Genomic DNA, 13,607 nt, shown 5'->3' with positions numbered 1-13,607 from the left:
GTGTGTACTGGGCGCATGCCTGAGCACGCCCACACCCTCCAGCTGCTCGGCGTGGCCGCTCTCGGCGCGGCGGCCGTCGCCTGGGCCGTCGTCCTGCGGCGCCTGCTGCGCCGCGCCGGCCGCCGGGCCGCCGCCCGGCGCCCTGCCGCACCGCTCCCGGCCCTGCCGCGCCAGACCCGGCTCGGACCGGCGCGGGAGTGCGTGGAACTGACCCCCGCGGAACAGGACGCGTTCGCGGGCCTGGTGCGGCAACTCGCCAACGGCTGACCCGGGAAGTCCCCCGGCGCCCCGCAGGCCCGCACGCCCTCACGCCCTCACGCCCAGGGGCGGGATCGCCCGGCGGACCGGACCGCACACCTCCGTGACCCGCGCTCAGGCGGAGGAGGCGCCTCCCCGCCCGCGCCCCCGGCGCAGACGCACCCGCGCGCCCGGCGCGGACCCAATCCCGCCCCGGCGCAGACGCACCCGCGCTACCGGCGCAGACGTACGCGCGCTACAGCCGCAGACCCACTCGCGCCCCGGCGCAGACCCACCCGCACCCCGGCGCAGGCGTACCCGCGCTACCCCTGCCGTGCCGCGCGCCGCTCCATGGCGTCCCGGGCCGCGTCCTCCGACATGTACACCTCGCACATGTGCCGCCCGTCCGGCGTCGCCGTGTGCTCGACCTCCCACAGCGACACCTCGGCGCCGTCCGGCAGCAGGAAGGCGTGCTCGTACAAGGCGTAGCTCAGCCGCGCCCGTCCGGCCCGCCCGGGCCGTCCGAACGCCTGCGTGATCTGGTGCGCGGTCGCCGTCGCCAGCAGCGCCGCCGTCTCCGCGCCGGGCCGGTCGGGGTTCTCCGCACGGCGCAGCAGCCGGCGAGCGTGGTCCGCCGAGTCGTCGGAGGCGAACACGTGCCGCGGCTCGGGCACCGCCCACAGCCGCATCAGCACCGGCACCTCCAGCTCCTGCGTCTCCGGCGGCAGCCCGAGCCGTGCCGTGGCCGCCTGCACCTCCTCCTCGTCCGCGTACACCTCGTGCTCCGGGGCGCTTCCGGGCAGGGGGTTGTGCACGAGCTCCCACAGCGTGACCGCCGAACCGTCGGCGAGCAGCCAGGTGTGCCGGTACGTCTCCCGGTGCAGCCCGGCGCTGTGGTACGCGGAGTGCAGCGAACTGTCGTGCGCCAGCGCGCAGTCGAGCCGCCGTATCACCTCGTCGGGCAGCTCGAAGGAGTTCAGGGCACGGCCGAGGAGCCGCTCGAGATGCTCCTCAGGAGACTCGGGCGACTCGGCTGGTTCGTACGCTGCCGTCTCGTACGGAACGCTCAAGGCATCTCCCGGCGTTGCTGCATGTCACCTTGTGGGTGCATACCGTAGCCCCTCGGTCGGACATCATGTCCGGGAACCGAGAAAACGTGCGCCGGGAAAACGCGCGGGCCGCGCGAAGAATTCCCGCGCGGCCCACGCCCCGTCACCGCCCCCCGCTCAGGTGGCACTTCCCGCGGTCCAGGCGCTCCACGGCATGTTCCAGCCGTTGAGCCCGTTGTCGGGGGCGACCGTCCTGTCCGGGGAGTTCTTCACGATCACGACGTCCCCGATGAGCGAGTTGTCGTAGAACCACTTGGCCGAGGTGGCGCCCCCCGCCCCCTGGACGTCCGCGAGTCCGACGCAGCCGTGGCTGGTGCCCTGCCGGCCGAAGGGCGGGTTGCCCCGGTCGTACCAGTAGTTGCCGTGGAGGAACGTCCCCGACGACGTCAGCCGCATCGCGTGCGGCACGTCCGGGATGTCGTACTCCCCGCCGAAGCCGACCGTCGAGCCGTTCATGCGGGTCTGCACGGACTTCTCGGAGATCACCATCTGCCCGTTGTACGTCGTGTGCTGCGGGCTGCCCGCCGAGATCGGCACCGACTTGACCGTCTCGCCGTCCCGCACCACCGTCATCGTCTGCGTGTTCACGTCGACCGTGGAGACCTGCGACCGCCCGACGGTGAACGAGACGGTCTTCTCCTGCACCCCGTGGACGCCCTTCGCGCCCTCCACCCCGTCCAGGTCGATCTTCATGGTGACCCTGGACCCGGCCTTCCAGTACTCCCGCGGCCGGAAGTCCAGCCGCCGGTCCCCGAACCAGTGCCCGGCCACCTGCTGCCCGCTGCTGGAGTCCACCGTGATGTGCGACTGCACGGCCTTCTTGTCGGTGATCGGCTTGTCGAAGGTGAACGACACCGGCATGCCCACCCCGACCGTCGCACCGCTGTCCGGCACGTAGGTGCCGATGAAGCTGTTCGCCGGGGTGACGGTGGTGAAGGAGGAGTCGGCCGCCGCCGTGCGCCCCTCGGCGTCCTTCGCGGTCACGGTTATCCGGTACTTCGTGCCGCGCTCCAGCTGCTGCTTCGGCTTCCAGCTCCTGCCGTCCGCCGACAGCGAACCGGGGACCTCCCGGCCCGACCCCGCCACCGTCATCCTCACGCCGGCCAGCCTGCCGTCGCTGACCCTGACCCCGGTGGCGTTGATGGACGCGCCGGTCGAGCCGTCCTTCGCCGAGATCACTATCCTCGCCGCCGACGTCTTCGGGGAGTGCGCGCCGCCCTTGCCGTCGTCGTCCGCGTTGGCGCTGCCGCCGCAACCGGTCAGGGTGAGGGCGCCGACCATCAGGGCGGCACAGGCCCCGAGTGCGCGCCGCGCGGCAATGTCCGGCGTTGTCACAGGATGCTCCCCGTTCGTGTGATGTGCGCGATCCGTTGCGATGCGTGAAGAAGGAGGGCGCCGGAGCCGGGCGGGGTTCCCTCCGGCCCCCGCAGAACGCCATGACGTGACAGAACCGCGACAATCACCCTTCGCCCGCGACAATCACCCTTCGCCCGCGACAATCACCCTTCGCCGGGCCGCGCGCCCACCCTGCTGCCGCTGCCGCCCGGCTCACGGGGGAGGGGGCCTCCCCCCCACCCCCACCCCCACCCCTCCCCGCCCCGCCCTACCCGTTCCCGTACAGCTCCGTGTACGACGGCCACGCCCCGCCCGGTCCCTCGACCGGCTCGGCGGCGCGCACCGCCCGTACGATCGCGCGCGTCACCACGTCCGCGCCGGCGGCCAGGACGTCGTTCAGCGCCAGGGGATGGTCGCCCAGCGCGCGGGAACCGGTCGCCAGCGCGAACACCGTGTCCCCGTCGTGCAGCAGATGCACCGGCCGGACCGCGCGGGCGATCCCGTCGTGCGCGGTGCCCGCCAGCTTCTGCGCCTGGGCCTTCGACAGGTCCGCGTCGGTCGCGACCACCGCCAGCGTCGTGTTCAGCGGCGGCGGCGCGTTCCCGCCGGCGGCCTCGCCGAGACGCCGGACCGCGGCCGTGTGCACGCTCTCCTCCGGGTACGCCACCCGCCCCTGGAACAACTCCCCGTACAGCACCCCCGTCTCCGGATCGAGCACCGATCCCGCGGCGTTCACGACCACCAGCGCCGCCACCGTGATCCCCGAGCCGAGCAGTGTGCTCGCCGTGCCGACCCCGCCCTTCAAGCGGCCCGCGACGGCGCCCGTGCCGGCGCCCACGCACCCTTCCGGCACTCTGGCACCCGGAGCACGCGCCGCCGCGTCCTCCACCGCGGCCCGTCCCGTCGCCGCGTCCGGACGCGCACGGAAGTCACCGCCCCGGCCCAGATCGAAGACGCACGCGGCGGGCACCACCGGCACCACGTGCGCCGGATCGGGCCCCACCGGCACCCCGCGCCGCTGCTCCTCCAGCCAGGCCATCACCCCGGAGGCCGCGTCCAGCCCGTACGCGCTGCCTCCGGTCAGCACGACGGCGTCGACCTTCTGCACCACGTTGCGCGGGTCGAGCGCGTCGGTCTCCTTGGTGCCGGGACCGCCCCCGCGTACGTCCACGGCGGCGACGGCGCCGCCTTCCGGTGCGAGGACGACCGTGGTGCCGGTGAGCCGGCCGCCGCCGCTGAGCGTGGCGTGGCCCACCCGCAGTCCGGCGACGTCGGTCAGTGCGTCAGCTGTCATGGCCGCCAGTCTGGCCCAGACCGGCAGGCTCCCAGGAGGATCCAGCGCCCCCGCCGGGGCCTGCGGGGGAGCCTTACCCTTGAGGGATGAGCACCGCCCCGGAACCCGAGCCGCGCGCCCCGAAGCCGGCGCTGGTCTTCGACGACCCGCTGGACCAGCAGTCCTCGGACGACACCGATCGCGGGTGGGGCGATCGCCCGGCCGGGGACGGCGCCGCCGACCTGAAGCGCTTCCTCGACGAGAAGCCGCCCCACCATCTCTGAGCCGCCGGACCACCGCCGGGCCGCCCGCGGACACCGTGCGGTTCAGCACAGCGTCACCGCCAGGCGTGCGGTGGCGCTCGCGCCGACCAGCCGCGCCGCCGCGGCACGCGGCGCCGAGAGCACGACCAGCGCCCCGCTCTCGGCCGCGCCGTCCAGGGGCTCCGGCACCTTCGTCACCCGCACCCCGCGGGCGAGCACCCGGACGCCGCCCCCGGCCGAGGGGTCCTCGGCGGCGATGACGTCGACCCGGTCGCCGGGCCGCAGCAGCCGCACCGTGGCCGCGTCGGCGATCCGCACCGGCGCCGTCACCATGTCCACGGCCGCGTGCCGTCGTACGGGTTCCGCGGTCCGCTGCCCGCGGGACGCCTCCGCGCGGTGCGGTTCCGGCCCGGTGCGGGGCCCGGCGGCCACCAGCGCGGCCGCGGTCACCGCCAGGCCGGCCGCGACGGCCCGCCTGCGGTTGCGCACGAGCCGTTGCAGTCGGTACCGCCCGCCGCGCACGCGCACCGGGTCGAAGGAGGGCACCGCGCAGGTCGCCGGGGCGTCCGTGCCCAGCGGACGCGGGGGCCGCAGGGGAGACGGGAAGGAGCCGGCGGAGGGCCGAGGAGGGGGAGGGAGCGGGGGCCAGGACGGGGAGTGAGGGGAAGGGGAAGAGGAATGGGACGGGGACGGGGTCGACGGGGAGGGAGGCACGGGAGTCACCGCCTGCGACGAGGAGTTCGGCTTGTGGTGCCACGATGCCGCCTCGCGCCGTATCCCGCCGGAGCCGGTGGACCACGGGCCGATTGTGGACAACTCGCTCACCCGAACGAAGGCGTCCGCCCGCAGCCGGGCGCCCCCGAACGCCCCGCCCCCGAACGCCCCGCCCCCGAACGTACCGCCCCCGAACGCCCCGCCCCTGAACGCCCCGCCCCCGAACGCCCCCCCCGAACGCGGGTCCCGCTACGGCAGCGCGAAACCCGGGTCCATCCCGCCGAGCGCGTTGGCGCACAGGCAGTCCCGCGCCCCGGTGTCCGGCAGCGCCGCCACCGCGTCGAAGAGCACCCCGCGCAGCCGGTCGACGTTGGCCGAGAACACCCGCAGCACCTCGTCGTGCGAGACGCCCTCGCCGGTTTCGGCGCCCGCGTCGAGGTCGGTGACCAGGGCCAGCGACGTGTAGCAGAGCTCCAGCTCCCGGGCGAGCGCCGCCTCGGGATGACCGGTCATGCCCACCACCGACCAGCCCTGCGCCCGGTGCCACAACGATTCGGCACGCGTCGAGAAGCGCGGGCCCTCGACCACGACCAGCGTGCCGCCGTCCACCGGCTCCCAGTCCCGGCCGCGGGCGGCCTTCAGCGCCGCGGCCCGCCCGGTGGGGCAGTAGGGGTCGGCCAGGGACACGTGCACGACGTTCGGCACGGTCCCGTCGGGCAGCGGCAGCCCGTCGAAGTACGTCTGCGTCCGGGCCTTCGTGCGGTCCACCAGCTGGTCCGGCACGAGCAGGGTGCCGGGACCGTACTCGGGGCGCAGCCCGCCCACCGCGCACGGTCCGAGGACCTGCCGGACGCCGACCGAGCGCAGGGCCCACAGGTTGGCGCGGTAGTTGATGCGGTGCGGCGGCAGGTGGTGGCCCCGGCCGTGGCGGGGCAGGAAGGCGACCCGCCGGCCGGCGATCTCGCCGAGGAAGAGGGAGTCGCTGGGCGACCCGTAGGGGGTGTCGACCTGGACCTCGGTCACGTCGTCCAGGAACGAGTAGAACCCCGAGCCGCCGATTACGCCGATCTCTGCGTTCGCCATGTCCGCACCCTAGCGGGCACGGCGGCCGCCGGGGAGCCGGTGCCCGGGAACGCCGGCGGCCCTGCCGTCGCGGGACGGCAGGGCGGCGGGAGAGGTCTCAGGCGGCGGAGCTGCTGGCGGAGCCCGACGAGGAGGAGGCCGTCGACGACGACGAGGACGCCGTGGAGTCGGACGACGAGCCGGACGACTTCGACGCCGGGGAGCTGCTCGACGAGGAGCCGCGGGAGTCGTTGCGGTAGAAGCCGGAGCCCTTGAAGACGATGCCGACCGCGGAGAAGACCTTCTTCAGGCGCCCCTTGCAGCTGGGGCACTCGGTCAGGGCGTCGTCGGTGAACTTCTGCACCGCCTCGAGGCCCTCGCCGCACTCGGTGCACTGGTACTGGTAGGTCGGCACTGTCTTCCTCCTGGCACTCTCACTCAATGAGTGCTAACGACGGTCCATAGTGACGCATTCCCGGGGATCAGTCCACCGCGACCTGCTCGCGGTGACCCACGCCACGCCCCGCCTTGCGGTCGCGGCGCTGCGGGACCAGCAGCGCCCGCAGTGTCACCAGGGTCGCCAGCGCCAGCACGGTGCCGCCCATCGGCACCAGGAAACCCGCGCCGTCCCACAGCCGGTCCTCCAGCTGTCCGGCGACGGTGACGGCGGCGGCCTGGCCCAGCGCGACCGCGCCGGTCAGCCAGGTGAAGGCCTCGGTGCGGGCGCCGGCCGGGACCAGGCTCTCGACCAGCGTGTAGCCGGTGATCAGCGCCGGGGCGATGCACATGCCGGCCAGCAGGCCGAGCGCGGCCAGCAGCGGCACCGAGTGCGCCGTCCACAGGGCGGACGCGGCCAGCGCGAGCGCCGTGTAACCGGTCACCAGGCGCCTGTGGGGCGCGGCCTTCCAGGCGATCGCGCCGCAGGCGATGCCGGAGAGCATGTTCCCGGCGGCGAAGACGCCGTACAGGACCCCGTTCAGGCCGGGCTCGCCGATCGACTCCGTGAACGCCGCGAGCGACACCTGCATGCCGCCGAAGACCGAGCCGATGCCCAGGAAGGCCGTGACCAGCACGCGCACGCCCGGGACGCCGAGGGCGGAGGCGTGCCGCACGCGCGCGTGCCCGCCGTCGCCGGTCACCGGCGGCTGGGTGCTCTTCTGCGCGGCGAACAGCAGGCCGCCGACCAGGGTCAGCGCCGCCTCCGCGACCAGGCCCGCCGCCGGGGTCACGGCGGTGCACAGCGCCGTCGCCAGCAGCGGCCCGACGACGAAGGTCAGCTCGTCGGTGACCGACTCGAAGGCCGCCGCGGTGGTCATCAGGGGCGAGTTCCGCAGCTTCACCCCCCAGCGGGCCCGCACCATCGGACCGACCTGCGGCACCGAGGCTCCGGTCGGGACGGCCGCCAGGAACAGCGCCCACAGGGGGGCGTGCGCCAGGGCGAGCGCCGTCAGGGTCAGCCCGGAGACCGCGTGCAGCAGGACGCCGGGGACCAGCACCGCGCGCTGGCCGTGGCGGTCGGCGAGGCGGCCGCTGTAGGGGGCGAACAGCGCCATGGAGACACCGGTGGCGGCCGCCACGGCGCCCGCGGCGCCGTAGGAGCCGGTGGTGTGCTGGACCAGCAGCACGATGGAGAGGGTGAGCATCGCGAACGGCTGGCGCGCCGCGAATCCGGGGAGCAGGAACGTCCAGGCGCCTCGGGTGCGCAGGAGCTGACCGTATCCGGGGCGGGGCGGCGGGGTGCCCCCCGCCGGCTCGTGGGTGACCGTGGACGCCACGGCCCGTGCCTTTCTTCCGCCTGGTAGCGGCCCGTGCCGGGGCGCCGAGAGCTGTCCTCTTGCGCGGAACTGCGGTAGATACCGGTGCCACTGCGGTGGGCGTTCCGGCCGCCATACGGTCGCGCCAGCTCTGCGTCAGGCAGAGTTGGTTCGATCTGGTGCCTTCATACTACAGAAATCGAGGCGGGGCGCCCCTGTGAGAACGCGCACCGCCGGCCCCTCAGCCGGGGGTGTCGTCGGTGCCCAGCCAGCCCGCCAGCTTGCCGCCGTGGGCGACGGCGCGCAGCCGCCGCTCCGCCGCGTCGCGGACCGGGTCGGTGGCGACGACCAGCAGTTCGTCGCCCCGCCGCAGCACGGTCGTGGGCAGCGGCACGAACGACGTCCCCTCGCGCACCACGAGGGTGACGGCCGCGCCGGGCGGCAGCCGCAGCTCGCTGACCTCCACGCCGTGCATCCGGGAGCCCTCGGGCACCGAGACGGACAGCAGGTGTCCGCGCAGCCGCTCCAGCGGTGCGGACTCGATGCCGAGGTCGGAGGCCTCGCCCTCCTCGCCCAGCCGCAGGGTGCGGGCCAGCCAGGGCAGGGTCGGCCCCTGGACGAGGGTGTAGACGACGACCAGGACGAAGACGATGTTGAAGATGCGGCGGCTGCCGTCGACCCCGTTCACCATGGGGATGGTCGCCAGGATGATGGGCACGGCGCCGCGCAGCCCGGCCCACGACATCAGGGTCTGCTCCTGCCAGGGCGTCCGGAACGGCGCCAGGCTGCACACCACGCTCAGCGGCCGGGCCACCGCGGTCAGGACCAGCCCGATGACCAGGGCGGGCCAGACGTCGTCGCCCAGCTCGTGCGGGGTGACCAGCAGGCCGAGGACGACGAACATGCCGATCTGGGCGATCCAGCCGAGCCCCTCGGCGAAGCCGCGGGTGGCGGGCCAGTGCGGCAGCCTGGCGTTGCCGAGGACCATCGAGGCCAGGTAGACGGCCAGGAAGCCGCTGCCGTGCGCCAGGGCGCCGGCGGCGTACGCCGTGACGGCGATCGCCAGCACGGCGATCGGGTAGAGGCCGGAGGCGGGCAGCGCCACGTGCTTGAGGCCCCAGGAGCCGATCCAGCCGACCGCGAGGCCCAGGGCGGCGCCGATGGCCAGCTCCAGGGCTATCTCGCCCAGCAGCAGGTACCAGTGCTCGACGGGGCCGGCCGTGGAGAAGGCGACGACCAGGATGACCACCGGGGCGTCGTTGAAGCCGGACTCCGCCTCCAGCGTGCCCGTCACGCGCGCGGGCAGGGGGATGCGCCGCAGCACCGAGAAGACCGCCGCCGCGTCCGTCGACGACACCACCGCCCCGATGATGAGCGCCTGCCGCCACTCCAGCCCGACCAGGTGGTGCGCGCCCGCGGCGGTGACGCCCACGCTGACCGCCACTCCCGCCGTCGCCAGGACGGAGGCGGACGGCAGGACCGGCCGGATCTCCTTCCACTTCGTGCCCAGGCCGCCCTCGGCGAGGATCACGACCAGGGCGGCGTATCCCATGACCTGGGTCACTTCCGCGCTGTCGAAATGGATGCCGCCGATGCCGTCCTGGCCCATGAGGACGCCGATGCCGAGGTAGACGAGCAGGCTGGGGAGCCCGCTGCGGGAGGAGATCCGGACGGCCGCGACGGCGACGAGCAGGACGACGGAGCAGACGAGCAGGAGCTGGTTGAGGTGGTGGACAGTCAGCGTGCGTTCCTCCTCCGCGGTCTCCGGCGAGGTCCGGCGAGGTCCGGCGAGATTCCGGTTACTTCGTTACCTTACCTAAATCTTGACGCTTTCTTGACGTTCGGCAGGGCAAGATCGAACGCTCGTACGCGCTGGTTCCCGACTCCGCGTCAAGCGGGACAGGGCCCTGCGCCTATGGTTGCTCCAGCGCTCATTCAAAGTCACAGCCCGACCTGCCGCTCGCGTTAGGACAGCAAGGACAGCGATGCCCCCCAACACCACCGCCACAACGGGTGACACCGCCACAACGGGTGCCACGTCCGTCAAGTCCGGCAGGAAGAAGGGGCGCAGAGCCCGACTGCTCGTGCTGGTGCTGGTCCTGGCCGTCATCGGAGGCATCGCCTTCGGGGCGTACTGGTCGATCAGCACCGTCCGCGCCTCCTTCCCGCAGACCACGGGTTCGCTCCGGCTCGAAGGCCTGTCCGGGCCGGTCGACGTGAAGCGGGACGGCAACGGCATCCCGCAGATCTACGCCTCCTCCGACGAGGACCTGTTCATGGCGCAGGGATACGTCCAGGCGCAGGACCGGTTCTACGAGATGGACGTGCGCCGGCACATGACCTCCGGGCGCCTGTCGGAGATGTTCGGCAAGAGCCAGGTGAAGAACGACGAGTTCCTGCGCACCCTCGGCTGGGACCGGATCGCCCGGCAGGAGTACGACACCAAGCTGTCGGCCGCCACGAAGAAGTACCTCCGGGCCTACGCCGCGGGCGTCAACGCCTACCTGCGGGGCAAGGACGGCGAGGACATCTCGCTGGAGTACGCGGCCCTGGGCTTCGCCAACGGCTACCGGCCGCAGAAGTGGACCCCGGTCGACTCCGTCTCCTGGCTGAAGGCGATGGCCTGGGACCTGCGCGGCAACATGCAGGACGAGATCGACCGCGCGCTCATGGCCAGCCGCCTCGGCCCGCAGCAGATCCAGGACCTGTACCCGCAGTACCCCTACGGCCGGAACAAGCCGATCGTGCAGGAGGGCCAGTACGACGAGCTGACCCGGACCTTCCGGCAGGGCGGCTCGGCCGGCACCTCGACCGGCACGGGCACGGGCACGTCCGGCACGACGGGCACCCCCGGCGGCACGGGCACCGGCACGGGCGGCACGGGCACCGGCACGGGCAGCACCGGCGCCGGCGGCACCGCGGGCGCCTCCCAGGGCACGGGCGGCGCGACCGGCTCCGCCACCTCGGGCACGAGCGGATCGGGCCTGACGAGCCAGCTGGCGGGCCTGTACCGCGTGCTGGACGACGTCCCCGCGGCCGTCGGCGTGAACGGCCAGGGCATCGGCTCCAACTCCTGGGTCGTGTCCGGGAAGTACACCGTCTCCAAGAAGCCGCTGCTCGCCAACGACCCGCACCTGTCGGCGTCGCTGCCGTCCGTCTGGTACCAGATGGGCCTGCACTGCCGGACCGTCTCCGGCAAGTGCCGGTACGACGTCGCGGGCTACACGTTCGCCGGCATGCCCGGTGTGATCATCGGCCACAACGCCAGGATCGCCTGGGGCCTGACCAACTCCGGGGTCGACGTCACCGACCTCTACCTGGAGAAGGTGACCGCGAACGGCTACCTGTACGACGGCAAGGTCCGGCCCTTCAGGACCCGCGAGGAGACCATCGAGGTCGCCGGCGGCGCCGCCAAGAAGATCGTCGTCCGCCAGACCCGGGACGGCATGCCGCTGCTGTCCGACCGCGACGGCGAACTCGTCAAGGTCGGCAGGAAGGCCGCCGTCGACGCCGCCGCCCCCGACCGCGGCGACGGCTACGGCATCGCCCTGAGGTGGACCGCGCTCGACCCGGGCACCACCATGGACGCCGTGTTCGCCCTCGACAGGGCGGCGGACTGGCGCGACTTCCGGGCGGCGGCGGCCCTGTTCGACGTGCCCTCGCAGAACCTGGTCTACGCGGACACCGCCGGCCACATCGGCTACACCCTGCCCGGCAGGATCCCCACGCGCACCTCCGCGGACAGCGGCGCCCTCCCCGTGCCGGGCTGGGACCCGAAGTACCGCTGGACCGGCTTCCTCGACGAGGACGAGCTGCCCTTCGAGTTCGACCCCGAGCGCGGCTACATCGTCACCGCCAACCAGGCCGTCGTCGGCAAGGACGACTACCCCTACACGCTCACCCGGGACTGGGGCTACGGCACCCGCAGCCAGCGCATCACCGACCTGATCGAGTCCAAGATCAAGGACGGCGGCCGGATCTCCACCGACGACATGCGCCAGATGCAGATGGACAACAGCAGCGAGATCGCCAAGCTGCTGGTGCCCAGGCTGCTGAAGATCAACCTCGACGACCCCGACGTCCGCGAGGCGCAGAAGCTGCTGGAGGGCTGGGACTACACCCAGGACGCCGACTCGGCCGCGGCCGCGTACTTCAACGCCGTCTGGCGCAACATCCTCAAGCTCGCCTTCGGCAACAAGCTCCCCAAGGAGCTGCGCGTCAAGGGACAGTGCCTGTGGGTCGACAAGATCGACAGCACCGGCCCGGTGGACGACGACACCAAGGTGCGCGAGTGCGGTCAGCGGGACGCCGACCAGGCGCAGCCGGACGGCGGCGACCGCTGGTTCGAGGTCGTGCGCACCCTGATGGACAAGCCGGACAGCGACTGGTGGAGGACGCCCAAGTCGGGCACCCGCCCCGCCGCGCACAACCGCGACCAGCTCTTCGCCCGCGCCATGATCGACGCCCGCTGGGAGCTGACCGCCAAGCTCGGCAAGGACATCGACAGCTGGAACTGGGGCCGGCTGCACCGCCTGTTCCTGAAGAACCAGACGCTCGGCACCGAGGGCCCCGAGGTGGTGCGGTACATCCTCAACCGCGGCCCCTGGAAGATCAGCGGCGGCGAGGCCACGGTGAACGCCTCCGGCTGGAACGCGGCCGGCGGCTACAACGTCGTCTGGGTGCCGTCCATGCGGATGGTCGTCAACCTCGCCGACCTGGACAAGTCCAAGTGGATCAACCTGACCGGCGCCTCCGGGCACGCGTTCAGCGCGCACTACACGGACCAGACGGGCAAGTGGGCCAAGGGCGAGCTGCTGCCCTGGTCGTTCTCGGACGACGCGGTCGGCAGGAGCACGCGCGACACCCTCGTCCTCAAGCCCTGACCCGCTGACGCACCACGGGAGAAGGCCCTCCACGCCCGCGTGGAGGGCCTTTCCGCCGCCCGGGGGCGTGGCCGCGCGTCGGCGCGGTCCGCCCGCGCGCCCGACGACATGGGCGGGTCAGGCGCCCGTGAAGCGGCGCACACCCGACGGGGTCACCACCGCGTGCACGGGCCTGTCGTGCGGCTCTGCCGGGACCCGGGTGACGACCTCGGCGTCGTACAGCAGCACCACGAGCCGGGGGCGGGCGCCCGCCCGCTCCAGACGGGCCAGCACGCGGTCGTACGAGCCGCCGCCGCGGCCCAGGCGCATCCCGTGCGCGTCCACCGCGAGACCGGGCAGCAGGACGGCGTCCGCGCCCGTCACGGCGTCCGGGCCGAGCCGGGGGCCGGACGGCTCCAGCAGGGCCATCCTCCCGCCGTGCCGGACCCGCGTGAGGGAGTCCGGCCCGGTGTACTCGCCCCAGTCCAGGTCGTTGTCGGGCAGCAGCGCGGGCAGCAGCACGCGCACGCCCCGCGCGCGCAGCGCGTCCAGCAGCGCCGGCGTGCCGGGCTCGCCGCCCACGGAGACGTACGCGGCCACCGTGCGGGCGTGCGCCAGCTCGGGCAGTTCCAGGGCGCGCTCCGCCAGGGCGCGGCCCGCCTCGCGGACGTCATCCGCCGTCAACCTTCTCCTCGCCGCGAGGACCTCCCGCCGCAATGCGCGCTTGCCAGTCTCGCCCGTAGGTCCGGCGTTCTCCACGGTCGTTCTCGCACCCTTCTGCATGCTGGTCGTACAAGAGGGGCAACCAACCGGAGCCACAGATTCCGCGCAAAGGCACCGGATAAGGTTGCGGGCATGACTCAGTCCCACCCCAGGATCAGCAAGGCTGTCATTCCCGCGGCAGGTCTCGGCACCCGGTTCCTGCCGGCGACCAAGGCCACTCCCAAGGAGATGCTGCCGGTCGTCGACAAGCCGGCGATCCAGTACGTGGTCGAGGA

Annotated in this window: 13 protein-coding genes; 4 read left to right on the top strand and 9 right to left on the bottom strand. The window is 73.3% G+C overall.

Annotated elements, in window-relative coordinates:
• Nucleotides 1-15: 15 nt before the first annotated feature.
• On the top strand, nucleotides 16-267 hold the full coding sequence (locus tag ABZ261_RS24815) for a hypothetical protein (protein ID WP_356862711.1): 252 nt from the start codon (nucleotides 16-18) through the stop codon (nucleotides 265-267).
• Nucleotides 268-560: 293 nt separating this feature from the next.
• Here the strand turns inward: ABZ261_RS24815 and ABZ261_RS24810 are convergent, their stop codons facing one another.
• The 3 genes from ABZ261_RS24810 to ABZ261_RS24800 all read right to left on the bottom strand — a co-directional run bounded on the left by ABZ261_RS24810 (nucleotide 561) and on the right by ABZ261_RS24800 (nucleotide 3,975).
• Complete coding sequence (locus ABZ261_RS24810; RefSeq protein ID WP_356862709.1) at nucleotides 561-1,307, bottom strand: DUF6227 family protein; 747 nt, start codon at nucleotides 1,305-1,307, stop codon at nucleotides 561-563.
• 156 nt (nucleotides 1,308-1,463) lie between these two features.
• Entirely contained in the window at nucleotides 1,464-2,681 is a 1,218-nt protein-coding gene (locus tag ABZ261_RS24805) for an Ig-like domain-containing protein (RefSeq protein ID WP_356862707.1), read from the bottom strand.
• Between the two features lie 268 nt (nucleotides 2,682-2,949).
• On the bottom strand, nucleotides 2,950-3,975 hold the full coding sequence (locus ABZ261_RS24800) for a P1 family peptidase (protein WP_356862705.1): 1,026 nt from the start codon (nucleotides 3,973-3,975) through the stop codon (nucleotides 2,950-2,952).
• 86 nt (nucleotides 3,976-4,061) lie between these two features.
• Here ABZ261_RS24800 and ABZ261_RS24795 point away from each other — a divergent pair, with 86 nt between their 5' ends.
• The gene (locus ABZ261_RS24795; protein WP_356862704.1) at nucleotides 4,062-4,238 is read left to right on the top strand and encodes a hypothetical protein; all 177 of its coding nucleotides are present in this window, start codon (nucleotides 4,062-4,064) and stop codon (nucleotides 4,236-4,238) included.
• Between the two features lie 42 nt (nucleotides 4,239-4,280).
• Here the strand turns inward: ABZ261_RS24795 and ABZ261_RS24790 are convergent, their stop codons facing one another.
• The 5 genes from ABZ261_RS24790 to ABZ261_RS24770 form a co-directional block, all read right to left on the bottom strand.
• Nucleotides 4,281-4,811, bottom strand: a complete 531-nt coding sequence (locus ABZ261_RS24790; protein WP_356862809.1) for a hypothetical protein — start codon at nucleotides 4,809-4,811, stop codon at nucleotides 4,281-4,283.
• A gap of 369 nt (nucleotides 4,812-5,180) precedes the next feature.
• Nucleotides 5,181-6,014, bottom strand: coding sequence for an S-methyl-5'-thioadenosine phosphorylase (locus ABZ261_RS24785; protein ID WP_356862702.1), 834 nt, complete (start codon nucleotides 6,012-6,014; stop codon nucleotides 5,181-5,183).
• A gap of 97 nt (nucleotides 6,015-6,111) precedes the next feature.
• Nucleotides 6,112-6,408, bottom strand: a complete 297-nt coding sequence (locus ABZ261_RS24780; RefSeq protein WP_356862700.1) for an FmdB family zinc ribbon protein — start codon at nucleotides 6,406-6,408, stop codon at nucleotides 6,112-6,114.
• Between the two features lie 67 nt (nucleotides 6,409-6,475).
• The gene (locus ABZ261_RS24775) at nucleotides 6,476-7,768 is read right to left on the bottom strand and encodes an MFS transporter (RefSeq protein WP_356862698.1); all 1,293 of its coding nucleotides are present in this window, start codon (nucleotides 7,766-7,768) and stop codon (nucleotides 6,476-6,478) included.
• 220 nt (nucleotides 7,769-7,988) lie between these two features.
• A complete protein-coding gene (locus tag ABZ261_RS24770) occupies nucleotides 7,989-9,488 on the bottom strand; it encodes a potassium/proton antiporter (RefSeq protein ID WP_356862807.1) in 1,500 nt (499 codons plus the stop codon).
• 244 nt (nucleotides 9,489-9,732) lie between these two features.
• On the opposite strand from ABZ261_RS24770, the gene ABZ261_RS24765 reads away from it, so the two are divergent.
• Nucleotides 9,733-12,630: a penicillin acylase family protein gene (locus tag ABZ261_RS24765; RefSeq protein ID WP_356862696.1), complete on the top strand. Its 2,898-nt coding sequence runs from the start codon at nucleotides 9,733-9,735 to the stop codon at nucleotides 12,628-12,630.
• 117 nt (nucleotides 12,631-12,747) lie between these two features.
• On the opposite strand, the gene ABZ261_RS24760 is transcribed toward ABZ261_RS24765, so the two are convergent.
• Nucleotides 12,748-13,392, bottom strand: a complete 645-nt coding sequence (locus ABZ261_RS24760) for a 5-formyltetrahydrofolate cyclo-ligase (protein ID WP_356862694.1) — start codon at nucleotides 13,390-13,392, stop codon at nucleotides 12,748-12,750.
• Between the two features lie 72 nt (nucleotides 13,393-13,464).
• Here ABZ261_RS24760 and ABZ261_RS24755 point away from each other — a divergent pair.
• On the top strand, nucleotides 13,465-13,607 hold a 143-nt coding region (locus ABZ261_RS24755), incomplete at its 3' end, for a sugar phosphate nucleotidyltransferase (RefSeq protein ID WP_356862805.1).

The organism is Streptomyces sp. NPDC006193, from assembly GCF_040613915.1.
Taxonomy (GTDB): Bacteria; Actinomycetota; Actinomycetes; order Streptomycetales; family Streptomycetaceae; genus Streptomyces.
Note: the sequence above shows the minus strand (reverse complement) of the source record. Positions and strands in the feature narration are given on the sequence as shown.